Source organism: Conexibacter stalactiti, assembly GCF_033542075.1.
GTDB lineage: Bacteria > Actinomycetota > Thermoleophilia > Solirubrobacterales > Solirubrobacteraceae > Conexibacter > Conexibacter stalactiti.
In genome coordinates, this window is the sequence record NZ_JAWSTH010000005.1 from 65,896 (window position 1) to 90,897 (window position 25,002).

Genomic DNA, 25,002 nt, shown 5'->3' on the forward strand with positions numbered 1-25,002 from the left:
CGCTGGCGGCAGCAGGTGAAGCGATGACGTCGTCACCAGACACCACCGGCACGCAGGCGGGCAGCGCGTCCTCCGTCGAGGAGGGCGCGCCTGCCGTACCGCTCGTCGAGGTGCGCTCGGCCTCGAAGGCGTACGGGCCGACGGTCGCCCTGCGCGAGGTCTCGCTGTCGGTCGGCGCCGGCGAGATCCACGGGCTGTGCGGCCAGAACGGGGCCGGCAAGAGCACGCTCGTGAAGGTGCTCGCCGGCCTCGTGCAGCTGGACTCCGGAACGGTCCTGCTCGACGGGCGGCCAATCGAGCTGTCACGCCCACTCGACGCACAGCACCACGGGATCGCGCTCGTCGACCAGGAGCTCAGCGTCGTGCCGGCGCTGACGGTCGAGGAGAACATCCTGCTCGGCGGCGCCGGGCGCCCGTTCGTGCGGCGCCGCGCCGCCGACAGGGCGCGCGCCCGGGAGCTGCTCGAGCGGGTCGGGCTGTCGCAGCTGTCCCCCGACGCACGCGTCGAGTCGCTGTCGATGGCCCAGCGCCAGCTCGTCGAGATCGCGCGGCTGCTGGGCCGTGAGGCGAGGCTGCTGATCCTCGATGAGCCGACCGCGTCGCTCAGCCGAGCCGACAGCCTCGTGGTCTTCGCCGCGCTGCGGGAGCTCGCGGCACGGGGGCACAGCGTGCTCTACGTCTCGCACCGCCTCGACGAGGTTCTCGACCTCTGCGACCGCGTCACCGTCGTGCGAGACGGCGCACGGGTCGCCGACGAGTCGGCGACCGCGTTGGAGCCCGCTCGCTTGATCGAGCTGATCATGGGAGACCTGCACCGGCACGAGCGCGCCGCGAACGCCGCGCGCAGCGCACCCGACGCGTCCGACGCGGTCGAGCTGGTGGTGCGCGTCGCGCAGCCTCCGCGGATCGGCGGGGTCGCGTTGAGGATCCGCGCCGGCAGCATCGTCGGGCTGGCCGGGCAGGTCGGCTCCGGCACGTCCGAGCTGCTGCGCGCGCTGGCGGGCCTGGAGCCGGGCGGGACCGCGTCGATCGAGCTGCCGGGCGGGCGTGTCGCACGACCCACGAGCAGCCGCGCCGCGCAGGCGGCGGGGATCGACTTCGTCTCCAACGACCGCAAGGGCGAGGGCCTGTTCCTGGAGCGCTCCGTCGGCGAGAACCTCGTCGCGACGCGGCTGGACCGCATCAGCCGCGCCGGCATCGTCGGCCGCCGCGCGCTGCGTGAGGTTGCCGGCAGGCTCTCCGAGCGCGTTCACGTCAAGACGCGCGGGCTCGACGCGGGCGTGCTCGAGCTCAGCGGCGGCAACCAGCAGAAGGTCTTCATCGGTCGCTGCCTCGAGCGCGGCAGCGACCGCATCCTGTTGCTCGACGAGCCGACCCGCGGCGTCGACGTCCACGGTCGCGCCGAGATCCACGACCTCGTGCGCGAAGCGGCGGGCAACGGCACGACGGTGATCTTCGCCTCGGGTGAGCCCGACGAGGTGCTCGACCTCGCCGACGTCGTCGTCTGCCTGCACGGCGGCGACGTGGTCGCCGTGCGCCGTGCCGAAGAGATGACGGCGAGCGACCTGCTCGCCGAGACGACGCGCGGCCGCGCCGCCGCGACGGAGGAACCTGATGGACGCTAGAAGGAACCCGGGGCTGCTGGTCCCGGCGCTCGCCGACGGCGGGGCCGCGGCCGCGCCGTCCAGGTGGCGCGTCAGCTCGGCGGTGACGCTGCAGCGTGGGGTGATCGGGGCGGGGTTGGCGCTGCTGCTGTTCTTCGCCCTGACGACCGACGGCTTCTTCACGGTCGCCAACGCGAAGGCGATCGCCACCGCCGCTTCGCTCGTCGGGCTCGTGGCGATCGGGCAGACGTTGATCATGCTCGGCGGCTCCGGGATGTCGCTGTCGCTCGGCATGACCTCCGCTGTGAGTGCGATGGCGTTCGTCGGGCTGCTCGGGGAGGGCGTCGTCATCGCGCTGCTGGGGGCGCTCGTGCTGGCCGCCGTGACGACGGGCATCCAGGGCTTCGTCGTAGGCCGCTGGGCGGCCAACGCCGTGATCGTGACGATCGCCGCCGGGCTGCTGCTGGAGGGCTTCGGCTCGTGGGCGGCGGGCCACGGCGATCTCACCCCGACGGTCGACCGCGACGTGTACGCGTTCCTCGGCAGACCGCTGCTCGGCATCCCGTTCCCGGTCTACGCCTTCGCCGTCGCGGCGCTCGTCGTGCAGTGGATGCTGCGGCGCACACGCGACGGCAGAACCCTGCTGCTGGTCGGCAGCAGCCGCGAGGCCGCGCGCGCAGCGGCGCTGCCGCTGACGCGCACGGCCGTGTTCGCCTTCTCGATCGCGGGGGTGTGCGCGGCGTTGACGGGCATCATGGTCGCGGCGACCCAGCACCACGCGTCGCTCTCGATCCAGGGCAACTACACGTTCGACTCGATCGCGGCGACGCTGGTCGGCGGCACGCTCATCTCGGGCGGCCGCGGCTCGGTCACGCGCACCTTGATCGGCGCGCTCGTGATCGCGGCCGTCACCGACATCGCGCTGCTGCGCGGCTACAGCAGCGGCGTGCAGACGCTCGTCAAGGGTCTGCTGGTGCTCGTCGCCGTCATCCTCGTCCGTCTCACCGCTCGCAGATGACCCCGTCCCGAAGAGGAAGCATGAGCTTCAGACCCAAGACGCTCGCGCGCGGGCTGCGCGCCGAAGGTGGCGCGCTGCTGCCGGTCGCCGTGCTGGTCGTGATGGCGGTCGTGTTCGTCGTGTTGGTCGGCACCGCCGACCAGTCGATCACGTCCGCCAACGGCTACAACATCCTGCAGAACGTCGCGCTCTACGGCTGGGTCGCGCTCGCGCTGGGCCTGACGATGATCGCCGGCGAGTTCGACCTCTCGACGCCGGCGATGTTCACGCTCGGCGGCGTGGTCGCCGCGCTCGTCGGGGGCTCGCCAGCCGTCGCGATCGGCGCGGCGGTGGCGGCGGGGATCGTCGTCGGCGTGGTCCAAGGCCTGCTCGTCGCGCGGCTGGACATCAGCTCGGTCGCCGTCACGCTGGCCGGCTACATCGTGCTGTCGGGCGTCGCCCTGACGGTGTCGGGCAACGAGATCACGACGCACACCAACCTCGACTTCGGCTTCGAGATCGACAGACCGATCCTGGAGGTCTTCTCCGTCCGCAGCCTCGTCGTGTTGGCGGGCTTCGCGCTGATCGGCCTGCTGCTGCGCTACACGCGCATCGGCACCGAGCTGCGCGCGGTCGGCAACGACCGCCGCGCGGCGCGTGTCGCGGGCGTGCCGATCGCCCGCCGCGTCGTGCTCGTGTTCGTGCTCTCGGCAGTCGGCGCGGCCGCCTCCGGCGCGCTCGTCAGCTACAGCCTCTCGACGGCGGCGCCCAACGTGAACCTCGAGCCGCTGATCTTCGGCGTGACCGCGATCGTGCTCGGGGGCGTCAGCGTCTACGGCGGCAAGGGCACCGCACTGGGGATCCTCATCGGCGTGATCGCGCTGAGCCTGCTGGAAGAGGGGCTCGTACTGCTTGCGATCCCGGACTACGTCGCGAACATCGTGACCGGCGGTCTGCTCGCCGTCGTCGCGCTGATCGCGGCGCCGGACCTGCTGCGCGGTGGTGTCGCGGCGCTCCGGCGCGACCGCCACGAGGGCGCGGCAGGGGCGCCGGTCGACGCGACCGGCGCGACCTCCCGCTGACGCCGAGCGGGCGACGACGCGGCAAGCGCGGAAAGGGGGGCGGCGGCGCCATCGGCGCCGCCGCCCCCCTTTCGTTGCCCCCGCGACGCTCCCGGCTGGTCAGGCGGTCGTCGTCGCCGGGGCGACGTCGAGGAGCGGCATCACCTCAGCGCCGAACCGCGGCAGTTCCTGCTCGATCGGGTCGAACTGCAGCAGCGCCATCTCGACGCCGAGCTCCTGGTAGCGGGCGATCTGGTCGGCGACGTCCTGCGGCGTGCCCCAGGTGCCGCTCTTGAGGCCCTCGGTGTGGATCGCGGCGAGGCGGTCGGTCTTGCCGAGCTCGGCGAGCTCCTCGACGCGGCGCTCGATGTCGGCGCGCCGGTCGCCCCACATCACGAACGTGCTCAGCGCGAAGCGCACCGTGCGACCGTGCGCTTCCGCGCGGCGGCGCACGTCGGCGATCAGCTCGGCGGCCGACTCGACGTCCTTGCCATGCAGGAAGAACCAGTCGCACTCGACCGCGGTCAGCTCGCGGCCCGCCTCTGAGGAGCCGCCCACGAATGTCGGCGGGAAGGGTTGCTGCACCGGCTTGGGCTGCAGGTCGACGGCGTCGAGCTCGTAGTACTCGCCTCTCATCGTGGCGGGCTGCTGGGACCACATCTGCTTGATCGCGCGGATGTACTCCGCTGAGCGTGCGTAGCGGTCGTCGTGCTCGTGCCAGGTCCCGCCGTACATCGTGTGCTGACGGACGTGGGTCGGCATGTCGTTGCCGGACACGAGGTTGATGTGGAAGCGGCCGCGGCTGATCTGGTCGATGTTGGCGCCCATCTTCGCGATCACCTGCGGCTGGATCAGATCGGTGTGGACTGCCGTGATCATGTGGATGCGCTCTGTGACGGCGGCGAGCGCGGCTGTCGTCGTCAGCGCCTCCAGCACGGGCCCGAACCAGCGCACCGCGATCAGCGTGTACTCGAAGCCGAGCTGCTCGGCGGTGAGCGTCACCTGCTTGAGCTGCTCCCAAGTGGGGTCGACGGGGTCGTCGCCCCCGTGTCGTTCCTTCCAGCCGCCGGTGCTGATCGGCGCCCAGAAGCCGAGCGAGAGACTCATGGGGATCGTTCCTCCTTGGTGTTTGGAGTGAGCCTCGACGGTCGCTCGCGCGTCGGCAATCGTGCGATCCGCAAACGCACCGCGCCGCTTTCGTGCGTCCGCCGTCGGCGCGCGCCGCTGCGGCGCGCACGAGGCCGGCGCGCGCGCTTTGTGCGAACCACGGGAGACGGCGGGCCGGCCGGTCGCGACGATCGGGAGATGACCGATACAGCAAGCTCAGTGATCCCCGAGTCCGCGTGGCGCAAGGTCCGCTGGCCGGGCGGCGAGTCGACCGCGATGACAGTCGGCGTCGCGCTGGAGGCGTGGGAGCGTCAGTCGCAGGTGGCGCTCGTCGCCAGACCGGGCGCGGTCGACAAGTTCTCGCTCTCCTACGGGGAGTATGGCGTGCGCACGGGCGTGTGGCGGCTCGTCGAGCTGTTCGAGGAGCTCGACGTGAAGGCGACGTTCTCCGTCTCCGGGCTCATCGCCCAGCGGCACCCGGAGGTGCTCGCCGCGCTCGCCGCCGGCGGTCACGACCTGGTCGCCCACGGCTGGGTCAACGACAAGTTCATGCCGGACGCGACGCCGCAGGACGAGCGCGACAACGTGCGCAGAACGATCGACGCGATCGAACGCGCCAGCGGGGTGCGCTCGACCGGCTGGGCGAGCCCCGGCAGCTCCGGCAGCGAGCACACGAACGAGATCCTGCTCGACGAGGGCGTCACCTGGACGGGCGACGACGCCAGCGACGACGTTCCCTTCGTGCAGGACGTCGGCGCGCGCAAGCTCGCGCTGCTGCCGAAGGTCAACGTCGTCGCCAACGACTACATCCACTGGGTCGCGCCGAGAGCGGCGCCGAGCGTCTTCGGCGAGAACGCGATCGCGATGTTCGACACGCTGTACGCCGAGGGCGAGCGCGGGCGTCCGAAGTGGGCCGACATCGTGCTGCATTGCCACATGGCCGGCCGTCCCGCCTTCATCCCGACGCTGCGCAGAGTGCTCGAGCACGTCAAGCGCCACGAGCGCGTGTGGTGGACGCGCAAGAGCGACCTCGCCGCCTGGACGCTCGAGCAGGACTTCCGGCGGTGAGCGCGCGCGGCGTCGCGCGTCGGCATCGGGGCGGCCGATGACCGGCGGCGAGGTCGTCGTCCGCACGCTCGCCGCGCATGGCGTCGAGCACGTCTTCGGCATCCCGGGCACACACAACCTCGAGCTGTACCGCCATCTCGGCGCGCATGGGATCGCGCACGTCACGCCGCGCCATGAGCAGGGCGCCGGGTACGCGGCTGATGGCTACGCGCGCGTCAGCGCAAGGCCGGGCGTCTGCCTGGTGACGGCCGGCCCGGCGCTGATGAACGTGCTGGTGGCCGCGACGACGGCCTATGCCGACTCGATCCCGATGCTCGTCGTATCGCCCGGCCTGCCGCGCGGGCTGGAGGGGCGCGACAGCGGGTTCCTGCACGAGCTCAAGGACGCGAGCGGCGGCGTCGGCCGGCTGCTGGCTTGGAGTCGGCGGGTCGAGAGCGCCGAAGAGGCGGGGGAGACGATCGCCGAGGCGTTCGCCGGCTTCCGCACCGAACGCCCGCGTCCGGTCCACGTCGAGGTGCCGCTCGACGTGCTCGAAGGCGCGACCGACCCGTTCGCGGCGGCGATCCGGCCGGCGGCTGTCGTCGCGCCCGATCCGGACGCGATCGAGCAGGCCGCCGACCTGCTCGCGCGGGCGAGGGGCGCCGCGTCGATCGTCGTCGGGGGCGGTGCGCGAGGCGCGGCTGCCGAGGTGCTCCGGATGGCGGAGCGGCTCGGCGCCCCGGTGCTGTCGACGACCAACGGCAAGGCCGTGCTCGACGAGAACCATCCGCTCGCGGTCGGCGTCGCGCTGCGCTCGCCACGCGCCTGGCAGCACCTGCACGGCGAGCGGGTCGTGCTCGCGATCGGCACCGAGCTGGCGGACACGGACCTCGCGGGCCAGCGGGCGGAGTTCGGTGGCACGCTGCTGCGGATCGACGTCGACCGCGCGCAGCTGCATCGCAACGCGGTCGCCGACCTGCCCCTGCTCGGCGACGCGGCCGCGGTGCTGCGGCGGTTGGAGGCGAGCCTCGACGAGCGCGGCGTCCGCGCCGGCGCCGAAGGCGCGGATGGCCACCGAGACGGCGTCGCCTGCGCCGCCGCCCTGCGCGCCGCGCTCGACCAGGGCAGCGCGGCCATCGGCGCGCCGTGGGCGCCGATCTGCGAGGCGCTGACCGACGTGCTCGAGCCCGACGCGATCGTTGCGGGCGACAGCGCGCGCGTCTGTTACATGGGCCTGACGCGGCCGCTGTGGCGGCGGGTGCCCAGCTCCTACCTCTACCCGACTGGCGCCTCGACGCTCGGCTACGGCCTGCCGGCCGCGATCGGCGCCAAGGTCGCACGGCCGGACCGCCAGGTCGTGGCGGTGATGGGCGACGGCGGCCTGATGTTCACGCTCCCCGAGCTGGCGACGGCGGTCGAGCTGAAGCTGCCGCTGCCGCTGGTGGTCGCGACCGACGGTGGCTACGGCCAGATCAGGGGCCAGATGATCGAGCGCGGCATCGCGCCGGTCGGCGTCGACCTCCTCGCGCCCGACTTCGCGACCGTCGCGCGTGGACTGGGCGCCCGCGGAGAGACCCTCGACGGCGCCGACAACCTGCCCGACGCGCTCGCTCGCGCGCTCGCGGCCGACGGACCGACGTTGATCGACATGCGAATGGAGGACCGATGACCCACACGCTTCCGGCGGTGCAGCGCGGACTGCTGATCGACGGCCGCTTCGAGCCCGCGCTCGACGGCGCGACATTGGAGTCGCACGACCCCGCGACCGGCGAGCTGCTGGTCGCGGTGGCCAGCGGCTCGGCGGCCGATGTCGACCGCGCGGTCAAGGCCGCCCGGCGCGCGTTCGCGACGTGGTCGACGGCGTCGCCCTCCGAGCGCGGCAAGATCCTGTGGCGGACGGCCGACCTGCTGGAGGAGCACGCCGACGAGCTCGCGCTGCTGGAGAGCCTCGACAACGGCAAGCCGCTGACGGCCGCCCGGCACGTCGACGTGCCTGCGGCGGCCGAGGTGCTGCGCTACTACGCGGGTTGGGCGACCAAGATCTGCGGCACGACCGCGACGCCGTCGCGGCCGGGTCCGTGGCACGCGTACACGCTGCGTCAGCCGGTCGGCGTCGTCGGCCAGATCATCCCCTGGAACCTGCCGCTCGTGATGGCGGCATGGAAGCTTGGCCCGGCGCTGGCGACCGGCTGCACGGTCGTGCTCAAGCCGGCCGAGCAGACGCCGCTGACGGCGCTGCGACTGGGCGAGCTGCTGCTCGAGGCCGGCCTGCCCGACGGCGTCGTCAACGTCGTCAACGGGCTCGGGCACACAGCGGGCGCGGCGATCGCCGCGCACCCGGACGTCGACAAGGTCGCGTTCACCGGCTCGACCGAGACCGGCCGCCTGATCGCGACCGCCGCGCTGGGCAACTTCAAGAAGGTCAGCCTCGAGCTCGGCGGGAAGTCGCCCAACGTCGTCTTCGCCGACGCCGACCTCGAGGCGGCGACGGCCGGCGCGGCGCTGGGCATCTTCGCCAACCAGGGCGAGGTCTGCACCGCCGCCTCGCGGCTCTACGTCCAGCGCGACGCCTTCGACGAGGTCGTCGGCGGCGTCGCCCGGCTGGCCGACGAGCTGGCGATCGGCCCGGGCACCGACCCGGCGACGGAGATCGGACCGCTGGTCTCCGATGAGCACATGCAGCGCGTCACCGGGTACATCGAGGCGGGCCTGCGCGACGGCGCGGAGGCCCTCGCCGGCGGCGGCCGGCACGGCGAGCGCGGCTGGTTCGTGCAGCCGACGGTGCTCGTCAACGCGCCGCGGGACGCCAGCGTCGTGCGCGAGGAGATATTCGGGCCGGTCGTCGTCGCGCAGCCGTTCGACGACATCGCCGAGATCGCGCGCGAGGCTAACGACACGCCGTACGGGCTGGCCGCCGGCGTGTGGACGAGCGACCTCTCCAAGGCCCACCGGCTGGCCTCGGCAATCGACGCCGGCACGGTCTACGTCAACACGTACCACGCGACCGATCCGAGCCTGCCGTTCGGCGGCTTCAAGCAGTCGGGCTGGGGCCGCGAGCTGGGCCCCGACGCGCTCGACCTCTACACGGAGACGAAGTCGGTCATCGTGCAGCTGTGAGCGGGTGCGGGTCGCGGCCGGTCGGCCGCGACCCGCACCCGTGCCGCGCGGCGTCAGCCGGCGCTGCGCGCCGCGGCCGGCGCCAGCGCGTCGGACAGCAGCTCGAGGCTGTTCGCGAGCCGCGTGCCCAGCAGCGCAATCTCGTCCTCCTCGATCACCAGCGGCGGCGACAGCGCGATCGCGCCGGCCAGCGGCCGCACCAGCACGCCCGCCTCGCGGCCGGCCGCGACCCAGCGCGCGGGTGCGTCGGGCGCGGCGCGCAGCACGTCCTCGCTCAGCTCGATCGCCGCCATCAGGCCCAGCCCGGCCCGCACCTCGCCGACGAGCGGGTGCTCGGCGAGCGGGCGCAGCACGGCCGCGAGCGCGTCCTCCAGGTCGCGCCCGCGGCGGATCACGTCGTCGCGCTCGTAGACGTCGAGTGCGGCCAGCGCCGCCGCGCAGCAGACGGGGTGGCCGGCGTATGTAGGGCCGTGGCGCAGCACTGGCGCGCCCGCTGCGTCCGGGAAGAACGGCGCCGCGACGTGCTCGGCGACCAGCAGCGCGCCGACGGGCAGGACGCCGTTCGTCAGTCCCTTGGCGACCGTGATCAGGTCGGGCTGGACCGGCCAACGGTCGATGCCCCACCAGGTGCCAAGCCGGCCGAAGCCGCTGATCACGCAGTCGGCGACGAACAGCACGCCGTGGCGCTTGCAGATCTCGGCGACCGCCTCGATGTAGCCGGCCGGCGCGTGGCGCACGCCGCCGGCGCCGATCACCGGCTCACAGAAGAACGCGGCGACCCGCTCGGTCCCGACGCGCTCGATCTCGCGCTCCAGCGCGGCGGCGTCGTCGTGGGGCACGACCGAGACGTCGGTCACGAGCGGACCCCAGCCGCCAGTGTTGGCGGGGATGCCGCCGACACTCGTGCCGAGCCCGTGCGTGCCGTGGTAGCCGTGCGTGCGGCTGATCAGATGGGTCCGCTGCGGCTGGCCGGTCTGCGCGAAGTGCGCGCGCACGACCTTGACGGCGGTGTCGACCATGTCGCCGCCGCCCGAGCCGAGGAAGACCTTCATGCCGGGGGAGGGGGCCAGCGCAGCCAGCCGCTCCGCCAGCTCGAGCGCCGGCTGGTTGGCGTAGTCGCCGAAGATGCTGTACGCGTCGAGGGCGCCGAGCTGGTCCGCGATCGCCGCGGCGATCTCGTCGCGCGCGTGGCCGAGGTTGGCGTACCAGAGGCTCGCTGTCGCGTCGAGATAGCGGCGGCCCTCGGCGTCCCACGCCCAGATGCCGTCGGCGCGTTCGAGCACGAGCTTGTCGCGTGCGACCGCGCCCATGTCGGCGAACGGGTGCCAGAGCGGACTCGCGCCCTGGAGGTGTCCGGTGTCGTTCATGGTCGGAGCGTGCGGCGGCGCCAGGTTCGGCGCAATCACCCAGACCACGAACGTGACAGCCGCTTTTCGTCCGTGTCACAAGGACGGCGGGCCGTCGTGGATCCTCCAACGCGCCGCCGTCGACGTTGTGCGCGGGTCTGTGGCGCGAAGCGGTCTGCCGTTCGAGGCTGTGAAGCCGTCCCCGCTTCCCGCGATAGGAGCAGCATGGAAGAGATACCCCGCTACCCGGGCCTGCCCGCGCCGTCCTGGCTCGACGTCGGCGGACTGCCGACCTGGCATGTCGAGGCTGGCTCGGGAACGCCCGTCATCTTCGTCTACGGCGGCAACTGGGGCACCGCCGAGTCGCAGGGCGGTGCGTACGCCTGGGACGGGACGTTCGCGGCCCTGTCCAGGTCGTTTCGCACGATCGCGTACGACAAGCCGGGCCAGGGATACACCCCCGCTCCGGAGGCCGACGCAGACCACACGATGGGGTATGTCGTGGACCACCTGCTCGGTCTGATCGAGGCACTGGAGCTGCCGCCGGTCCATCTCGTCGGCCACTCGCGCGGCGGCTACATCGTCACGCGCGCGACCCTGCTGCGCCCCGACCTCGTGCGCTCGCTGACGATCGTCAACTCCGGGACGCTGATGCCGGACGTGTCGACCAACGAGGTGGTGCTCGCCCGGCCGCCCGCGCCGTCCTTCACGCGCGAGAGCGCGCGCTGGGTCTATGAGAACTACTGCCACCTGCGCGAAGCGGTCACCGACGAATGGGTCGAGCAGTCCTACCAGGTGCTCGTCCATCCTGCCCATCGGGCTGCGGTCGAGCGGATCCGCGACCGCAGGCTGATGGCAACTGTCTTCAACCCTCAGCTGGCGCGCGACAAGCGCGAGACGCTGGGCTGGCTGGCCGAGGGCCGGCTGCAGCGCCCCGTCCAGGTGATCTGGAGCCTCAACGACCGCACCGCGCGTGCGACCGGCGCCTACCGGCTGCTCGAGACGCTCTCCGCGTTCGAGCCCCGCACCGTGCTCAACATGGTCGACAAGGCCGGCCACTTCCCGTTCCGCGAGCAGCCGGAGTGGTTCTACGACACGCTCGGACGGTTCGTCGAGGAAGGCGGCTACGACCATGCATGAGATCCATGACCGCAGGCTCGTTCGCGGCGGGCGCGGGCAGACGCGCGTGCTCGAGCGCGGCGAGGGTCCCGCGGCGCTCGTGCTGCTGCACGGCGGGCTCGCCGGGCAGTCGCCGTACGTCGGGGCCGCTGAGCTGTGGCAGCCGCTGCTGGATCGGCTGCGCGTGCCCCGCGTGCTCGCACTCGACACGCCGGGCGTCGGCGCCAGCACGCTGAGCGACTTCGGCGAGCTGACGCTGACGGGGACGAAGGCGTGGCTGGCGGCGATGCTCGCCGAGCTGGGCGCCGAGCGCGTCGTGCTGGTCGGCCATGGCGAGGCGGCGCTGCTGGCGCTCGACTGCGCGCGCGAGCGACCGGAAGGGATCGCTGTCGACGGCGTTGCGCTGGTCGCCGGCCACACGACAGCGCCGGCGGTCGCAGAGATGCGCAACCTCACGCTGCTCTCGCCGCCGCCGCGCTGGTCGGCGGCTTCGCAGCGGTGGGCGCTGGAGCGGCTCTCCTACAGCGCTGCGCACGTGACGCCCGAGCTCGTGGCGCGCCTGGCGGAGCACACCGCGGACGAGCCGCACCGGCGCGCGGCCGAGCTGCTGGGCGACGTCGACACGGCGCTCGAACGCGCGCTCGACCAGGGCGGCGCGAAGGCGGCCCTCTACGCTCACAGCCGCGACGTGGGCTTCGAGACGCCGATCTCGATCGTCTGGGGCGCGCACGATCCGCTGGCGCCGGTCGAGCACGGTCACGGGCTGTTCGAGGTGCTCAGCACGACGCGCGCTCCGCTCGACTTCAACGTCGTCACGCGCTGCGGCCACTTCCCCCATCGCGAGCGGCCCGCCGAGGCGGCGCGTCTGATCGAGCCGTTCGCGCTGCGCTGCCTCAGAGACGGCTGAACGTCGCCGGTGCGGGGTCGACGTCGCGACCCCGCACCGGCCGTCAGCGCTCGCTGTCGAGCTCTGCCATCGCGTGAGCCGGGTAGCGGTCGCCGGCAGCGGCGCCGGCGGGGATTGCCTCGTCGATGCGTGAGAGGTCGTCGGGCGTGAGCTCGAGGTCGAATGCGCCGAGCGCCTCGTGCAGCCGCTCGCGGCGACGGGCGCCGATGAGCGGCACGATGTCGTCGCCGCGCGTCAGTGCCCAGGCGATCGCGATCTGGGCGGTGCTCGCGCCCTTGTCCGCCGCGATCTTGCCGAGCGCGTCGACGAGCTCGAGGTTGCGCGCGAGGTTGTCGCCCTGGAAGCGCGGGCTGAAGCTGCGGAAGTCGCCGGCCGTGAGCGCGCGACGCGGGCTCCAGCGGCCGCTCAGCAGGCCGCGCGAGAGGACGCCGTAGGCGGTGACGCCGATGCCCAGCTCGCGGACGGTCGGCAGGATCTCGGCCTCGATCCCGCGTGACAGCAGCGAGTACTCGATCTGCAGGTCGCTGATCGGATGCACGGCGGCTGCCCGGCGGATCGTTTCCGCGCCTGCCTCCGAGAGGCCGATGTGGCGCACGTGGCCGGCCTGCACCAACTCGGCGATCGCGCCGACGGTCTCCTCGATCGGCACCGCGGGGTCGACGCGCGCGATCCGGTAGACATCGATGTGGTCGGTGCTCAGGCGGTCGAGCGAGTACGCGACGAAGTTCTTCACCGCGGCGGGACGGCCGTCGATGCCGGCAAAGACGCCCTCGGGGCTGCGCAACGCGCCGAACTTGACGCTGATCTGGACGGCGTCGCGGTCGCGGTCTCGGAGCGCCTTGGCGATCAGCCGCTCGTTGTGGCCCATGCCGTAGAAGTCGCCGGTGTCGATCAGCGTGACGCCGGCGTCGATCGCGGCGTGGATCGTGGCGATGCTCTCGCCCTCGTCGCTGGGGCCGTAGAGGTCCGACATGCCCATCGCGCCGAGCCCGATCGCGGACACCCGCGGGCCGGTGCTGCCGAGGTGGCGGGTGATCATGGTGCTGCCTTTCGATTGTTTTGGAGACGACCACCTCTATGCTGCTCGCCGGCCGGCGTGAAGTGAAACGCCGGGCAGGCGTGTCGTCACGCCCGATCGGCGTGATCGCGCCGGCTATCGTCTGCGCGGTGACCGAGTTGCGCCAACTGCGGACGTTCATCGCGCTCGCGGAGGAGCTGAGCTTCACGCGCGCGGCGGAGCGTCTGTTCGTCGGTCAGCAGGCGGTTTCCAAGACGGTCGCGCAGCTCGAGCGCGAGCTCGGCGTGCAGCTCGTCGAGCGCACGACGCGCGAGGTCAGGCTCACGCCCGCCGGCAGCGCGCTGCTGGAGCGCGGTCGCGCCGCGCTGGCCGCCGCGGACGGCGCCTTCGAGGCTGCGCGGGAGATCGGCCGCGGACTGCAGGGAACCGTCCGCGTTGGGGTCTCGCCGGCGATCGGTCCGCGCGACGCGCAGGAGGCGGTCGCCGCGCTGCGCGACGGTGCGCCCGACGTCTCGGTCGCGCTGGTGGAGGTCCGCCCGCGAGACGTGCGCCGGATGCTGCGCGATCGGGACCTCGACGTCGTGCTCGCGCGCACGAGCGGCAGCGAGCCCGATATCGACAGCGCGCCCCTGCGCCCGACGCCGACCACGCTGTGGGTGCCGGCCGGACACCGGCTGACCGGCGGCGGGCCGATCGCGCTGGCCGAGCTCGACGGCGAGCGGTTGTTGACCTGGAGCCCGCGGGGAACCGCGTTCACCGACCTGCTGCTCGAACGCCTGGCCGCCGCAGGAGCGCGCGTCGAGCCGGTCGAGGCGCGGGTCACCGGGATCGCCTCCGCACTCGTCGAGGTCCCCGCCCGCAATGCCGTCGCGCTCACGCCTGCTGGTGTGCCGCCGCTGGACGGCGTCGTCGAGGTCCCGCTCCAGGCGAAGGTCACGCTCCCGCTGCTCGTGCTCTGGCCGCTCGGCACGCCGCCTGCCGCCGTCCGTCGCATCCGCGACGCGATGTCCGTGACGGCGCGCGCGTGAGAGGGCCGAGGCGCGCTACGAGGTGGTCGTGCGCGCCGACTCGGCCGCGGCCTCGGCGGTCCGGTCGTCGAAGCGCTGCGAGCCGAGGACCGCAAGCAGCTGCAGCTTGTCGTAGGACTCGGTGCCCGGCGTCGCGGTGTAGACGAGCAGCGACTGGCCGTTCTCCTCGGCGATCAGTATCTGGCAGTCGAGTTCGAGGACGCCGACCGTGGGGTGGACGAGGCGCTTGCGCGCCTCGCGGCGGATGTGGATCTCGTGCTCGGCCCACAGCTCGACGAACTCCGGGCTTTCGCGGGTGAGGAGCTCCACGAGCTCCTCGGCGCGGGCGTCGCCGGGGTAGCGGGACATCATCGCGCGGAGGCCGGAGACGAGGACGCGGGCGTGCCTGTCCTGGTCCTCGGGCGGGTAGATCGTCCGCTCGCGCGGATCTGTGAACCAGCGGTAGCCGCCGCTGCGCGCCGGGCCCGTGTGGTGCGTCTGTCTCCCGAGCAGCGCGATCGCCAGCGCGTTCTGCACGAGCGTGTCGCCGAGGTAGGACATCACCTGGGCTGGCGCGTCGAGCCGGTCGAGCACGCGCATCAGCGCGGGGCTGACGTGGTCCGACGCACGCGTGCGGGCCGGCGCAGTGTGGCCCGCGAGCCGGAAGAGGTGGTCGCGTTCGTCCTGGTTGAGGCGCAGGGCGCGCGCGATCGACGCCAGCATCTGCTGCGACGGCTGCGACCCGCGCCCCTGCTCCATCCGCGTGTAGTAGTCGGTCGACATGTCCGCCAGCAATGCCACCTCCTCGCGGCGCAGGCCGCGCGTGCGCCGGCGCGCGCCGGCAAGGAGGCCGATGTCCTCGGGCCTGAGCGCCTCGCGGCGGCGGCGGAGGAAGTCGGCCAGATCGGCTCGTTGCATCCGTTCAGTATGGGTCAGTTGGAGGTCGGTAGCCAGGGATCGGCGATCCCGGTGGACGCGCCTAGATGGTTGATCCCACGGCGGTCGTGGTCAGATGCGCGTGCATCGTGCATGCCGGGCGCCGCGCGCCGAGACAGGGCAGGGAGGATCCCCTTTGCCGGTTCGGCGGGTGACGATCCGGCGCCGCGGGGCGCGTGCAGATGGCCGTGCAGGTCGTGGCGTCACCCATCTAGTCCGGGAAGCGGACGCCGGCGAGCTGCTCGGAGATCGTCCAGACGCGTCTCGCCGCGTCCTCGTCGGCGACGTACCGATACGGCTCCTGCTCCGCGGGCGCGCCGGTCATCCGCTGGAAGCCTCGGGGACCGTAGAACCTCCCGCCCTGCGCCTCGGGGCTCGTCGCCGCGAACAGCGCTGGCAGGATCCCGTCGTCGACGGTCTGCGCGATCGGCAGGTGCGTACTGGCGGCGAAGCGGATGAAGCGCACCGCCAGCGTGTCTCTGGGACGACCCATCTCGGGGTGTGACGCGAGCAGGTTGGTGGCGGTGATGCCCGGATGCGAGACATTGCTGACGATGCCCCACCCGTCGGCGACGCTGCGGCGGTGCAGCTCCATGCCGAACAGCGACACGGCGATCTTCGAGCTGGCGTACGCCTTGTTCCGGTCGTAGCTCCTGGTCCACTGGAGATCGTCGAAGTGGACCCCGTGGGATCTCGCCGCGACGCTCGACTGGGTCGTCACCCGCGCCCCGCCCTCCCGCAGGAGCGGGAGGAGATGCGCCGTGAGCGCGAAGTGGCCGAGGTGGTTGGTGGCGAACTGCAGCTCGAAGCCGTCCGCGCTCTCCTCACGCCTGGGCGGCGTCATGATGCCCGCGTTGTTGACGAGGATGTGAATCGGCCGGCCCTCCGATTGCAGCTCGTCGGCCAGGGCGGCGACCGACTCCAGCGACGACAGGTCGAGCCTGCGCGTGCGGATCTGAGCGGACGGGTTCGCCTGTCGGATGCGCGCCGCGGCGGCCTCGCCCTTCTCGGCGTTGCGGACCGGCATCAGCACCTCGGCGCCGGCGCGCGCCAGGCGCCCAGCGAGGGCGAACCCGAGGCCGTCGCTGGCGCCGGTGACGAGGGCGAGCCTGCCGGTGAGGTTGGGAACGGTGATGTCGGGTTTCGTGCGGGGCATGGGCATGGCTCCAAAGCGGGATCGGGTGCACTGCGGCGAACGCCACGGTGGCAGGCAAATGCCGTCGCATTCAGAGCGCGTGCATCCTGGGAGCGGCGATCCCCCGCTACGGTCCGGGGACAGCGGCCGTTCAAGGTGACCGCCGAGACGATCGCCCGGTGGCAGGAAGGTCTTCACGAAGCGGCCGCTGATCGGCGCGCGCCGCCAGGCTGCTGACAGACCTGTTGGGCCTGAGCCCGCTGCTGACAGAGGGTCTGACGATCATGGCCGCCGGATCGGTGCGCCCGGCTGCGCTGTCCGAGGGCTCCCGCGCCGTGCGCGAGTTGATGGTGACGGTGGAGCGCAATCGCATCCGCCGTCAGCGCTCTTCGACGCCAACATCGCCCGCCGCCCCTCTCCGAGATGCACACACCGAACCTGATGTGAGGCGCACCCGATCGAGCCGGCGAGGCCGAAGTCGTCAGCTGAGATTTCGCACCGCCACGAACCGGTACCCGGTCGCAGGATGGTGTTCAGAAGCCGCCTTAAAGACGGATCTGCGACGGCCGCGGCAGAACGCCGCACGGACGCGTATCTCGATGCCGTGGCGATCGCGGGGTTGACCCCCGCCGGTACCGCCTCCGGCACCGCGCTTGTCGCGGTGCCGGGTAGGACTGCGTTCCTCTGAAGTACCGGCGAACGGATCCAGGCGATCAGTCGCGATTCGAGTGGTTCAGCCCGGATGATCGGTCTGCCGTAGGGATCGCGCGGCGGTAGCTCGTCTGGAGCGGCGCGTCCCGTGCATTCTCTCTACGCGCGTCCGGAGGTGACGCGCTTGAGCAGCTCGCGCAGCTGAGCGGCCTCGCGGTCGTCAAGCTCGGCGAGCAGCTGTCGTTCGGCCGCGTCGCTCGCGCGCATCGCCTTTCGGAGCGTCGCTTGGCCGGTGTCTGTGAGCACGATGACGTTGCGGCGCCGGTCCTCGACGTCCGGACGGCGGGCGACCAGGTCCTTGCCCTCGAGCGCGTCGAGGAGGCCGACCATCGTCGTGCGGTCGACGCCAAGGTGCGCGGCCGCCTGCTGCTGGGATTCGGGCTCCCGGCCGTCGAGGAACAGGAGCACCGCAAGCTCGCGGGCCGTGATGCCGAATGGCCTGAGGTGCTGCTCATGCAGGGTGTCGAGGTCCACCATGGCGCGCTTGAGCAGGTAAGCGAGTCGGCGGCTCAGACGCGGCCCCAAGTCCGCTTCGCTGGTCATGCGACGATTGTACTGCTACGCTGATCGTCAGTTCTACTGACGATCAATCAAGGAGACGATTTTGCCTGCGATTCTGGTCACCGGGGCCACTGGCCTCGTCGGCTCGCGCCTGCTGCCGCGCCTGGCTGAGGCCGGCTTCGACTGCCGGGCGCTGGTCCGCGGTGACGTCGCGCTTCCGGCCGGCACGACCGGCGTGCGCGGCGACCTCGGCGATCCCGGCTCGCTGCGGAAGGCGGTGGACGGCATCGAGGCGGTCGTACATCTCGCCGCGCTCTTCCGCACAGATGACGAGGACGCCATCTGGCGGGCGAACCGCGACGGCACTCGCCACCTGGTCGACGCCGTCAAGGCCCATGCGCCGCGGGCCCGCTTCGTGATGGCCAGCACCGGCAACGTGTATGACGCTGACGCTCCGCGTCCAAGCCGCGAGGGCGACACTGCCACGCCGACGGCTGCCTACCCGGCGAGCAAGCTCGCCGCTGAGACGCTGCTGCGGGATAGCGGCTTGACGTGGGCGATCCTGCGTCTCCCGTTCGTCTACGGTGACGGCGACGGGCACCTCGGGTCCATCCCGGCGCTGGCCCCGCGGTTCGGGATGCATCCCGCTCAGGCGTACTCCGTGGCTCATCACCGTGACGTCGCGATCGCCGTTCGCCTCGCGCTGACCGGGGCGATGGACGGCCGCTTGGTCAACGTCACCGACGACGCGCCGGTGACCGTCTACGAGATGGCCCAGTTCGCCGGCGACTCAATCGAGGGGTCGTCCGAGCCGCTGACGAACCCTTGGTCAGGCCGCATGGACGGATCGCTCGCGCGCGAGCTCGGCTTCCAGCCGACTGTGCCGACCATCCACGTGGCCGCCCGGGAGGGGATCCTCTAGTCGCCGGTTCGAACGGCAACCCGCCTCACGGCAGCTTCCGCACCTCGACGAAGCGGTAGCCCCGGTGGTCGGGGATGCGTCAAGAACCCGCCTGGTGGATGCACCTGCGACGCGCGTTCGTCGTCGTGCTGGTGCGGGTCGTTCAGGACCGGAATGCGTCCCTCCTCACCGATCGACTGAGGCCATGATCGCCGGCTCGTGGCGCTCGCCCGTCGCGGGTGTGAGGTCGTTGAGTTGTCCGAGCTGCTCGGCGCTGAGCACGATCGTGTCGGCGGCGACGTTCTCCTCGACGCGTGCGACGCGCTTGGTGCCGGGGATCGGGGCGATGTCGTCGCCCTGCGCCAGCAGCCACGCGAGCGCTACCTGGGCTGGAGTCGCGTCGAGCTGGGCGGCGACGATCATGACCTCCGAGACGATGCGGAGGTTCTTCTCGAAGTTGCCGGGCGTGAAGCGCGGGTTGGTCTTGCGCCAGTCGTCGTCTGCGAGGTCCTCAGGCGATCTGATGCTGCCGGTGAGGAAGCCGTGCCCGAGCGGCGAGTAGGGCACGAACCCGATCCCCAGCTCGCGCAGCAGCGGCAGCAGCTCCTCCTCGGGATCGCGGGTCCACAGCGAGTACTCGGTCTGCAACGCGGCGATCGGGTGCACGGCGTGTGCGCGACGGATCGTCTGCGGGCCGGCCTCGGAGAGGCCGATGTGCAGCACCTTGCCCTCGGCGACCAGCTCGGCGAGCGTGCCGACGGTCTCCTCGATCGGCGTGTTCGGGTCGACGCGGTGCTGGTAGTAGAGGTCGATGTGGTCGGTGCCCAGGCGCTTGAGCGAGCCTTCGACCGCGGTGCGGATGTTCGCGGGGCTGCTGTCGAGCGCCCCGGGGCCGTCCCCGGCGTGGGAGACGAGGCCGAACTTCGTCGCGAGCACGACCTCGTCGCGGCGGCCGTTGATGGCGCGGGCGACGAGTTCCTCGTTGGCGAAGGGGCCGTAGATCTCGGCGGTGTCGAGATGGGTGACGCCGAGGTCGAGCGCTCGATGGATCGTGCGGATCGACTCCGCCTCGCTGCTGGCAGGATCGAGGTAGAGGCCGGACATCGCCATCGTGCCGAGTCCGAGGCGCGAGACCTCGAGGCCGTTGAGAGATACGTGCTTCATGCTGTCGCCTCCTCGGCGATCGCCAGCGACGACGACAGGTCGCGGTGGGCGTCGATCTGTTGCCGGCGCTCGGCGAGCTTCTGCTCGGCCTGCTCGATCGCGTCGGCGCCAGCGACGAATCGGAACGGTGGCTGCTCCAGCTCGGTGATCGTCACGAGCGCCTGGGCGAGCTTGGCGGGGTCGCCGCCCTGTCTTCCGTTCATGCCGTCCCAGAACTCGTGTTGTGCGGCGTTGCGCTCGGCGTAGTCGTCGATCGTCGCAGGGGCGTAGTTGGTCGACTCCTTCGTCAGCAGCTCGGTGCGGAAGAACCCGGGATTGACGACCGTGGTGTGAATCCCGAACGGCTCGATCTCCGGGGCGAGCGACTCCATCCAGCCATCGACGCCGAACTTCGACGCGGCGTAGGCGGTGCCGTACTCGAACCCGGCGAAGCCGGCCGAGGAGGAGATCGTCACGACATGCCCGGAGCGCTGCCGCCGCATCACGGGCAGCACCGCGCGGGTGACGTTCATCGGGCCGAACAACGTCACCGCGAGCTGCCGCTCCATCTGCTCCGGCGTCAGCTCCTCGAAGAAGCCCGCATAGAAGCTCGCCGCGTTGTTGACGAGCACGTCGAGCGTTCTGAAGCGCTCGACGGCCGCCGCGACCGCCGCCTCCGCGTCCTGCGCGCTCGTCACGTCGAGCTTCACGACCAGCAGGTTGTCGGCGGCGCCGAGCGCGCTCGCGACGGCGTCAGGGTTGCGGCCGGTCGCGACGACGTTGTTGCCGGCCGCGAGCGCGGCTTTCGCGAAGTCGACGCCCATGCCGCGCCCCGCTCCGGTGATGAACCATGTTCTGTTCGAAGTCATGCGATCGAGTGAACCACCGCTTCGCAGAAGCTGAGAGACCCTGTTCTGACAGATACCGACAGGGTCACCCAGACGCGCGGCGCCGTGGCTAGGCTCAACGACGTGGAGACCAGAAGAGAGATCCGCGAATTCCTCACCTCCCGCCGCGCCCGCATCACTCCCCAGCAGGCGGGACTGGCCTCCTACGGCGCCCGCCGCGTCCCCGGCCTGCGCCGCGAGGAGGTCGCCGTGCTCGCCGGTGTCAGCACGCCCTACTACACCCGGCTGGAGCGCGGCGAGATCAGCGGCGTCTCCGACGGCGTCCTGCACGCGCTCGCCGGGGCACTCCACCTCGATGACGCCGAGCGCGCGCATCTCTTCGACCTCGCCCGCGCCGCGCAACCCGCAGCCGCCGCCGCGCCACGTCGCCGCCGCACCGCCAAGCCGAGCGTGCGGCCTGAGGTGCAGTGGAGCCTCGACGCGATCACCGGCGCCGCCGCGATCGTCGGCAACCAACGCCTCGACCACCTCGCCTCAAACCAGCTCGGCCGCGCACTCTTCTCCGAGCTGTACGCCGCACCCGAGCGGCCCGTCAACGCCGCCCGCTACGTCTTCCTCGACCCACGCGCGATCGACGCCTACGGCGACTGGGAGCGCGTCGCGACCGAGACCGTCGCGATCCTCCGCGCAGCCGCCGGCCGCGACCCTCACGACCGCGACCTCTCCGACCTCGTCGGCAAACTCGCGACCCAGAGCGACGAGTTCCGTACCCGCTGGGCCGCGCACAACGTCCGCTTTCACGACACAGGCTCCAAGCAGTTCCACCATCCCGTCGTCGGTGACCTCACCCTCAGCTACAACCGCCTCGAACTCACCGCCGACCCCGGCCTGACCCTCATCACCTACACCCCCGAGCCCGGCTCCCCTAGCGCAGACGCGCTCCAGCTCCTCGGCAGTTGGGCCGCCACGACCGAAAGCGAAGAAGCGGCACGCACGACCGAGCCCGGCTGAGCGAATCGCGACAGGTGCCCGGCGTCGTCAACTGCCGGTCTAACTCAGTTTCCGCACCTCGACGAACTGGTAGGCCTGGTCGGGGATATGCGTCAAGAACCCGCCCCCGCTATATCGAAGTCTCGCGACCGCCCTCTGGGGCGGTCGTTCTTTCGTGATTGGCGACCGGCGCGGGCGTGACGGTCGCGGCAAGTTCCGTGCCGTCGCGGGCGGCCGGGCAACCGCCTGGCAACCACGCACCCCGCGCGGCGTCGCCGGCCACCCTTCACCGGGCGCTCGGATCACCCGGCCGCTCCGTCCTGTCTAGGCCCGCAGCGGCGCGAGAACCGCCTCGATCTGCTGGCGCATCCAGGCGGGGAGGGAGCCCTCGCGGTGCAGTGCCCAGCCGATCATCGCGCCGTGGTAGGTGGTCTCGACGAGCTTGGCGAGCGCGGCGATGTCGATGTCGTTGCGCAGCTCGCCGGCGTCTGACGCCGCCAGCAGATGGCGCTGGAGGGCGGCGCGCAGCCGCCGGGCTCCGCGCAGTGTCTCCGCGTGGAAGTCGGGTTCGACGAGATCGAGCTGCAGCATGGCCACCGAGTTGGCCATCGCTTCCGGGGTCATGTCCGGGTCGACGGCGCCGACCAGGCCCTCGACGACCCGGTCCAAGCGGCGAGGGGTGCTCGGCTTCCTCGACCGGGGTGACCCACAGCTCCACGCCGCGGCGGTCGGCGGCGAGCAGCAACGCGTGCTTGGTGCCGTAGCGCTGGATCAGCGTGGCGGGGGAGAGGCCGACCTCCCGGGCCGCGGCGGCGAGCGTGAGCTTCGCCGGGCCGACGCGGTGGGCGAGCGCAAGGACGCCGTCCAGGACGTCATCGTCGGAGGCCAGCGGGGGGCTTGACTCGGATGTCGTCTTCTCGCTCGTGCTCTTTCAGTGCCTGGGCGGCTTGTGCTGCAGCAGCGGTTGCGCCTCGACGTGCGCGGTCGCCTGGTCGATGAGAACGACAGAGCGATCGCCGGTGCGACGCTGCAGGTCGACGCGCGGCGGCTGGTCCCGCGGCGCGGCGCGCGGGGCGCTGCCTGCAAGCCGTCGGGCAAAGTGACCACCGACAGAGCCGGCCGTTTCACTGCGCGTGTGCCGACTACGACATCCCGCACGCTTCGCTTCTCGTGCAAGGCCAACCTCGCGCAGGACGGGTTCACCTCAGCGGCCGAGTTCAATGTGCAGGTACGTGCCTTTGTGACAGTCAGAGCCACGCGCGACAGGCTGCGAACGGCCGAGCCGCCGTCTTCTTTGCAGCGATCTTCAGCAAGACCGCTGATGTCTGGCGTTAGGAATGTGGCAGGTCGGACCCATACGCTGCTGGCATGGAGGTCGTACGGACGCTGGCCGGGTCGGAGCTGCCGTTCTGGGTTGGCATCGGCCTGCTGGTCGCGTGGCGATTTCCCAGATGGGGCGAGGAGATGTTGTCGCTTTACTTCGCGGTCGCCGCGCGCGGCGACCCTCGTCGAGCACCTCGGCTCGCTGCGCCACAGGCTTGTCAGAACCTACAGCTCTAGCGCGCACTCACCGGCTGGGCAAAGGACAGCGCGCCTTCGCTCTCGCGCGTGTTCTGCTGCCGTCCGAGAAGTCGATCTCCACCTCGAACGGCATCCCGCCTGAAGCGCATTTCGTAGGAAGCCGCGGCCCCTCCGGGCGCCAGCGTTGCACGACTCCGCGAACGCCTTCGCGAGCGTAGATGATGTCTGTGCTGCCGATCGTCGCCTCGATGTCGAGCAGCGCGACGTCGGCGGTGTCGTACGGCAGTATCGGGATCCAGGGCAGTCTCATCTCAATCGTCCCGCCGTATCGGCCGCCCGCTTCTCGCAGTTCGCCCTGGTAGGCGAGAAGCGCACCGAATGGGTTGATGCCTTCGACGAGGCCGACGAGTTCCAGCCCGTCGTCCCCGAACGGCCCGGTCATCAGCGTGAAGGTCCCGACCTCCCCTATCGTCAGCGGGTCCAGCCGCACTTCGCCGACCACCGTCCCGGTGGCGATCACCGCGTTCTGCGGGCACCCGCCGAGCCGATGCGGGTTGGCGATGAAGACCTCCGCGAACGTCGTCCGCTCAAGGCGGCACTCGGCGAGACCAAGTCCCGAGCCGATCAGATCAAGGCCACGGGGATAGTGAACGCGCAGCGTTCGTGCCACGGCCGCGACGCGGCGGTCGATCTGGATGTGGAGGCGCACCTGGGTCGGTTGTGCAAGCCGCGCGTCGGCCCCGAGCTCGACCGTCAGGCTGGCTGCCGGACGGCCTGTCGCGATAGACGCCGCGAACGTAGCGAGGACGGCGATCCAGAGAGCCGCAGCGAGCGCACAGACCAGGCGCCGCGAGAGGTCAGTAGGTGAGGACACCGGCTGCGGTGACGTTCGCCTTCCAAGTACTCCGGTCGAGCGTCGCATTGAACCCGGCGGTGCCGCTCGCGTTTGCGAAGCGTCCCGTCCCGCCGATGACGGTCATGACCCCGGTGAGTGAGCTGAGGCTGCTCGGTCTTCCGTTGACTCTGAGGCGGATCGATCCACCGCGGGGGTGGAAGGTCACGCTGCCCGTGACCGATCTGAGCCTGAGACGGAGCCGCGCGGTCACCGCTCCCGGCAAGGTGCCGGTAGCGCTCCCTCTGAAGCTGTCAATGCCGTCCTTGTTGCTGAATCGCGTCAGTCTCGCGCTGGCATTCAGTCTGACGGTCTTCGCAGCTGACGCTGCCGGCGCGACCCCCAGCGCGGCAGCTGCAGCGAGCATTGCGATAATCTGAAAACGCGGTTTCACGACGTGCTTCTCCCCTTGTCCGGAACGCCGGCGCTAGCCGACCCTCGACTCCAAGCTATCGCGGAATCGGCCTGATCACGCCGGTTCTAGGCCGATCTTCGCGTGGCTGCTGACGCTCAGCCAGCGCGACACCGGGGCTAGCTGATCGGCTAGACGCCACCAGGCGCGTCGTCCGTGCCGCCGTGGTGTTCCAATCTGAGCTGAAGCCCGAGAAGCTGGGCGAGCTTACGCAGCGTTTGCAGCGCAGGCTGAGCACGTCCAGCTTCGATCATCGCGAGGACCGAAGGCGTCACCCCGACGACGTTGGCCACGTCATCTAGTTGGAGATCGAGCTTCTCTCGGCGTTCCCGGAGAAGAGTCCCCCAGTCATCCGCCGGTTCGCCGGAGGGGGGCGTCGACCCAGGGCTCACCCTACGCAACGCTTCCAGGTATCTGACGGCATCCTCGTCCAACACGTAGAAGTTCTGTATGGCACCGCGACGTTGAACTCGTCTGGTGCGTCGAAGTACCCCCGCCCGGTGGAGGACCCTCACGTGGTAGCTGATGTTCGAAAGGCTGGCGCCCGACGCCTCGGCCACATCGAGAGGGCTGCTTTCGCCATGTCGCTCAAGGTGCGCAAAGATCAACCGTCGCTGCCTGTGGTCGAGCGCTCTGGCGATCGCGACGAGCGCAGCGTCGCCGCCAGCGCGAAGCACCGACG

At 71.4% G+C, this 25,002-nt stretch carries 24 protein-coding genes; 13 read left to right on the plus strand and 11 right to left on the minus strand.

Translation table 11 applies throughout. The annotated features are described in order from the left end of the window. Positions 1-23: 23 nt before the first annotated feature. Genes R7226_RS03785 through R7226_RS03795 form a run of 3 tightly spaced genes read left to right on the plus strand, consistent with a single transcriptional unit; the run spans position 24 to position 3,683 of the window. The gene (locus R7226_RS03785; RefSeq protein WP_318595703.1) at positions 24-1,625 is read left to right on the plus strand and encodes a sugar ABC transporter ATP-binding protein; all 1,602 of its coding nucleotides are present in this window, start codon (positions 24-26) and stop codon (positions 1,623-1,625) included. Next, positions 1,615-2,622: an ABC transporter permease gene (locus R7226_RS03790; RefSeq protein WP_318595704.1), complete on the plus strand. Its 1,008-nt coding sequence runs from the start codon at positions 1,615-1,617 to the stop codon at positions 2,620-2,622. The genes R7226_RS03785 and R7226_RS03790 overlap by 11 nt, the downstream gene beginning before the upstream one ends. A 20-nt stretch (positions 2,623-2,642) precedes the next feature. Next, the gene (locus tag R7226_RS03795) at positions 2,643-3,683 is read left to right on the plus strand and encodes an ABC transporter permease (protein WP_318595705.1); all 1,041 of its coding nucleotides are present in this window, start codon (positions 2,643-2,645) and stop codon (positions 3,681-3,683) included. Between the two features lie 99 nt (positions 3,684-3,782). On the opposite strand, the gene R7226_RS03800 is transcribed toward R7226_RS03795, so the two are convergent. Next, on the minus strand, positions 3,783-4,769 hold the full coding sequence (locus R7226_RS03800) for an LLM class flavin-dependent oxidoreductase (RefSeq protein ID WP_318595706.1): 987 nt from the start codon (positions 4,767-4,769) through the stop codon (positions 3,783-3,785). Positions 4,770-4,967: 198 nt separating this feature from the next. Here R7226_RS03800 and R7226_RS03805 point away from each other — a divergent pair, with 198 nt between their 5' ends. The 3 genes from R7226_RS03805 to R7226_RS03815 are packed head-to-tail and all read left to right on the plus strand — an operon-like array spanning position 4,968 to position 8,933. Next, positions 4,968-5,837 carry a polysaccharide deacetylase family protein gene (locus R7226_RS03805; protein WP_318595707.1) on the plus strand — a complete coding sequence of 290 codons (870 nt, stop codon included), beginning with the start codon at positions 4,968-4,970 and terminating at the stop codon, positions 5,835-5,837. A gap of 37 nt (positions 5,838-5,874) precedes the next feature. Next, positions 5,875-7,485 (plus strand): 5-guanidino-2-oxopentanoate decarboxylase, encoded by a 1,611-nt coding sequence (locus tag R7226_RS03810; RefSeq protein ID WP_318595708.1) that lies wholly within the window; start codon positions 5,875-5,877, stop codon positions 7,483-7,485. After that, the gene (locus R7226_RS03815; protein WP_318595709.1) at positions 7,482-8,933 is read left to right on the plus strand and encodes an aldehyde dehydrogenase family protein; all 1,452 of its coding nucleotides are present in this window, start codon (positions 7,482-7,484) and stop codon (positions 8,931-8,933) included. The genes R7226_RS03810 and R7226_RS03815 overlap by 4 nt, the downstream gene beginning before the upstream one ends. 53 nt (positions 8,934-8,986) lie before the next feature. Here the strand turns inward: R7226_RS03815 and R7226_RS03820 are convergent, their stop codons facing one another. After that, positions 8,987-10,300 carry an aminotransferase family protein gene (locus tag R7226_RS03820; protein WP_318595710.1) on the minus strand — a complete coding sequence of 438 codons (1,314 nt, stop codon included), beginning with the start codon at positions 10,298-10,300 and terminating at the stop codon, positions 8,987-8,989. Positions 10,301-10,504: 204 nt separating this feature from the next. Here R7226_RS03820 and R7226_RS03825 point away from each other — a divergent pair, with 204 nt between their 5' ends. After that, positions 10,505-11,419, plus strand: a complete 915-nt coding sequence (locus R7226_RS03825) for an alpha/beta fold hydrolase (protein WP_318595711.1) — start codon at positions 10,505-10,507, stop codon at positions 11,417-11,419. Then, the gene (locus R7226_RS03830) at positions 11,412-12,305 is read left to right on the plus strand and encodes an alpha/beta fold hydrolase (RefSeq protein WP_318595712.1); all 894 of its coding nucleotides are present in this window, start codon (positions 11,412-11,414) and stop codon (positions 12,303-12,305) included. Before R7226_RS03825 ends, R7226_RS03830 begins: the two co-directional genes overlap by 8 nt. Positions 12,306-12,348: 43 nt before the next feature. On the opposite strand, the gene R7226_RS03835 is transcribed toward R7226_RS03830, so the two are convergent. Further along, positions 12,349-13,344 (minus strand): aldo/keto reductase, encoded by a 996-nt coding sequence (locus tag R7226_RS03835; protein ID WP_318595713.1) that lies wholly within the window; start codon positions 13,342-13,344, stop codon positions 12,349-12,351. A gap of 128 nt (positions 13,345-13,472) precedes the next feature. On the opposite strand from R7226_RS03835, the gene R7226_RS03840 reads away from it, so the two are divergent. Then, a complete protein-coding gene (locus tag R7226_RS03840) occupies positions 13,473-14,351 on the plus strand; it encodes a LysR family transcriptional regulator (protein WP_318595714.1) in 879 nt (292 codons plus the stop codon). A 15-nt stretch (positions 14,352-14,366) separates the two neighbouring features. Here the strand turns inward: R7226_RS03840 and R7226_RS03845 are convergent, their stop codons facing one another. The 3 genes from R7226_RS03845 to R7226_RS03855 form a co-directional block, all read right to left on the minus strand. Further along, the gene (locus R7226_RS03845) at positions 14,367-15,248 is read right to left on the minus strand and encodes a helix-turn-helix transcriptional regulator (protein ID WP_318595715.1); all 882 of its coding nucleotides are present in this window, start codon (positions 15,246-15,248) and stop codon (positions 14,367-14,369) included. Positions 15,249-15,477: 229 nt separating this feature from the next. Further along, positions 15,478-16,422: an SDR family oxidoreductase gene (locus R7226_RS03850; RefSeq protein ID WP_318595716.1), complete on the minus strand. Its 945-nt coding sequence runs from the start codon at positions 16,420-16,422 to the stop codon at positions 15,478-15,480. A 789-nt stretch (positions 16,423-17,211) separates the two neighbouring features. Continuing rightward, a complete protein-coding gene (locus tag R7226_RS03855) occupies positions 17,212-17,655 on the minus strand; it encodes a MarR family winged helix-turn-helix transcriptional regulator (protein WP_318595717.1) in 444 nt (147 codons plus the stop codon). 61 nt (positions 17,656-17,716) lie between these two features. Between R7226_RS03855 and R7226_RS03860 the strand changes: the two genes are divergently transcribed. Next, positions 17,717-18,535, plus strand: coding sequence for an NAD-dependent epimerase/dehydratase family protein (locus R7226_RS03860; RefSeq protein WP_318595718.1), 819 nt, complete (start codon positions 17,717-17,719; stop codon positions 18,533-18,535). 165 nt (positions 18,536-18,700) lie between these two features. Here the strand turns inward: R7226_RS03860 and R7226_RS03865 are convergent, their stop codons facing one another. Further along, entirely contained in the window at positions 18,701-19,678 is a 978-nt protein-coding gene (locus tag R7226_RS03865; protein WP_318595719.1) for an aldo/keto reductase, read from the minus strand. Next, the gene (locus R7226_RS03870; protein ID WP_318595720.1) at positions 19,675-20,526 is read right to left on the minus strand and encodes an SDR family NAD(P)-dependent oxidoreductase; all 852 of its coding nucleotides are present in this window, start codon (positions 20,524-20,526) and stop codon (positions 19,675-19,677) included. The genes R7226_RS03865 and R7226_RS03870 overlap by 4 nt, the downstream gene beginning before the upstream one ends. Positions 20,527-20,628: 102 nt before the next feature. Here R7226_RS03870 and R7226_RS03875 point away from each other — a divergent pair, with 102 nt between their 5' ends. Next, a complete protein-coding gene (locus tag R7226_RS03875) occupies positions 20,629-21,516 on the plus strand; it encodes a helix-turn-helix transcriptional regulator (protein ID WP_318595721.1) in 888 nt (295 codons plus the stop codon). A gap of 303 nt (positions 21,517-21,819) precedes the next feature. Here the strand turns inward: R7226_RS03875 and R7226_RS03880 are convergent, their stop codons facing one another. Beyond that, on the minus strand, positions 21,820-22,164 hold the full coding sequence (locus tag R7226_RS03880) for a TetR family transcriptional regulator C-terminal domain-containing protein (protein ID WP_318595722.1): 345 nt from the start codon (positions 22,162-22,164) through the stop codon (positions 21,820-21,822). Between the two features lie 10 nt (positions 22,165-22,174). On the opposite strand from R7226_RS03880, the gene R7226_RS03885 reads away from it, so the two are divergent. Then, positions 22,175-22,396 carry a hypothetical protein gene (locus tag R7226_RS03885; protein WP_318595723.1) on the plus strand — a complete coding sequence of 74 codons (222 nt, stop codon included), beginning with the start codon at positions 22,175-22,177 and terminating at the stop codon, positions 22,394-22,396. A gap of 666 nt (positions 22,397-23,062) precedes the next feature. Here R7226_RS03885 and R7226_RS03890 read toward each other — a convergent pair. After that, positions 23,063-23,725, minus strand: coding sequence for a hypothetical protein (locus R7226_RS03890; RefSeq protein ID WP_318595724.1), 663 nt, complete (start codon positions 23,723-23,725; stop codon positions 23,063-23,065). 173 nt (positions 23,726-23,898) lie between these two features. On the opposite strand from R7226_RS03890, the gene R7226_RS03895 reads away from it, so the two are divergent. After that, positions 23,899-24,288, plus strand: coding sequence for a hypothetical protein (locus tag R7226_RS03895; RefSeq protein ID WP_318595725.1), 390 nt, complete (start codon positions 23,899-23,901; stop codon positions 24,286-24,288). A 163-nt stretch (positions 24,289-24,451) separates the two neighbouring features. On the opposite strand, the gene R7226_RS03900 is transcribed toward R7226_RS03895, so the two are convergent. Further along, the gene (locus tag R7226_RS03900) at positions 24,452-24,997 is read right to left on the minus strand and encodes a helix-turn-helix domain-containing protein (RefSeq protein ID WP_318595726.1); all 546 of its coding nucleotides are present in this window, start codon (positions 24,995-24,997) and stop codon (positions 24,452-24,454) included. Positions 24,998-25,002: the final 5 nt, after the last annotated feature.

Coding starts and splice junctions, on each gene's coding strand:
- R7226_RS03800 (WP_318595706.1), bottom strand. CDS start 4,769: ATGAGTCTCTCGCTCGGCTTCTGGGCGCCGATCAGCACCGGCGGCTGG.
- R7226_RS03790 (WP_318595704.1), top strand. CDS start 1,615: ATGGACGCTAGAAGGAACCCGGGGCTGCTGGTCCCGGCGCTCGCCGAC.
- R7226_RS03795 (WP_318595705.1), top strand. CDS start 2,643: ATGAGCTTCAGACCCAAGACGCTCGCGCGCGGGCTGCGCGCCGAAGGT.
- R7226_RS03835 (WP_318595713.1), bottom strand. CDS start 13,344: ATGATCACCCGCCACCTCGGCAGCACCGGCCCGCGGGTGTCCGCGATC.
- R7226_RS03820 (WP_318595710.1), bottom strand. CDS start 10,300: ATGAACGACACCGGACACCTCCAGGGCGCGAGTCCGCTCTGGCACCCG.
- R7226_RS03855 (WP_318595717.1), bottom strand. CDS start 17,655: ATGACCAGCGAAGCGGACTTGGGGCCGCGTCTGAGCCGCCGACTCGCT.
- R7226_RS03810 (WP_318595708.1), top strand. CDS start 5,875: ATGACCGGCGGCGAGGTCGTCGTCCGCACGCTCGCCGCGCATGGCGTC.
- R7226_RS03815 (WP_318595709.1), top strand. CDS start 7,482: ATGACCCACACGCTTCCGGCGGTGCAGCGCGGACTGCTGATCGACGGC.
- R7226_RS03830 (WP_318595712.1), top strand. CDS start 11,412: ATGCATGAGATCCATGACCGCAGGCTCGTTCGCGGCGGGCGCGGGCAG.
- R7226_RS03865 (WP_318595719.1), bottom strand. CDS start 19,678: ATGAAGCACGTATCTCTCAACGGCCTCGAGGTCTCGCGCCTCGGACTC.
- R7226_RS03785 (WP_318595703.1), top strand. CDS start 24: ATGACGTCGTCACCAGACACCACCGGCACGCAGGCGGGCAGCGCGTCC.
- R7226_RS03845 (WP_318595715.1), bottom strand. CDS start 15,248: ATGCAACGAGCCGATCTGGCCGACTTCCTCCGCCGCCGCCGCGAGGCG.
- R7226_RS03850 (WP_318595716.1), bottom strand. CDS start 16,422: ATGCCCCGCACGAAACCCGACATCACCGTTCCCAACCTCACCGGCAGG.
- R7226_RS03870 (WP_318595720.1), bottom strand. CDS start 20,526: ATGACTTCGAACAGAACATGGTTCATCACCGGAGCGGGGCGCGGCATG.
- R7226_RS03805 (WP_318595707.1), top strand. CDS start 4,968: ATGACCGATACAGCAAGCTCAGTGATCCCCGAGTCCGCGTGGCGCAAG.
- R7226_RS03825 (WP_318595711.1), top strand. CDS start 10,505: ATGGAAGAGATACCCCGCTACCCGGGCCTGCCCGCGCCGTCCTGGCTC.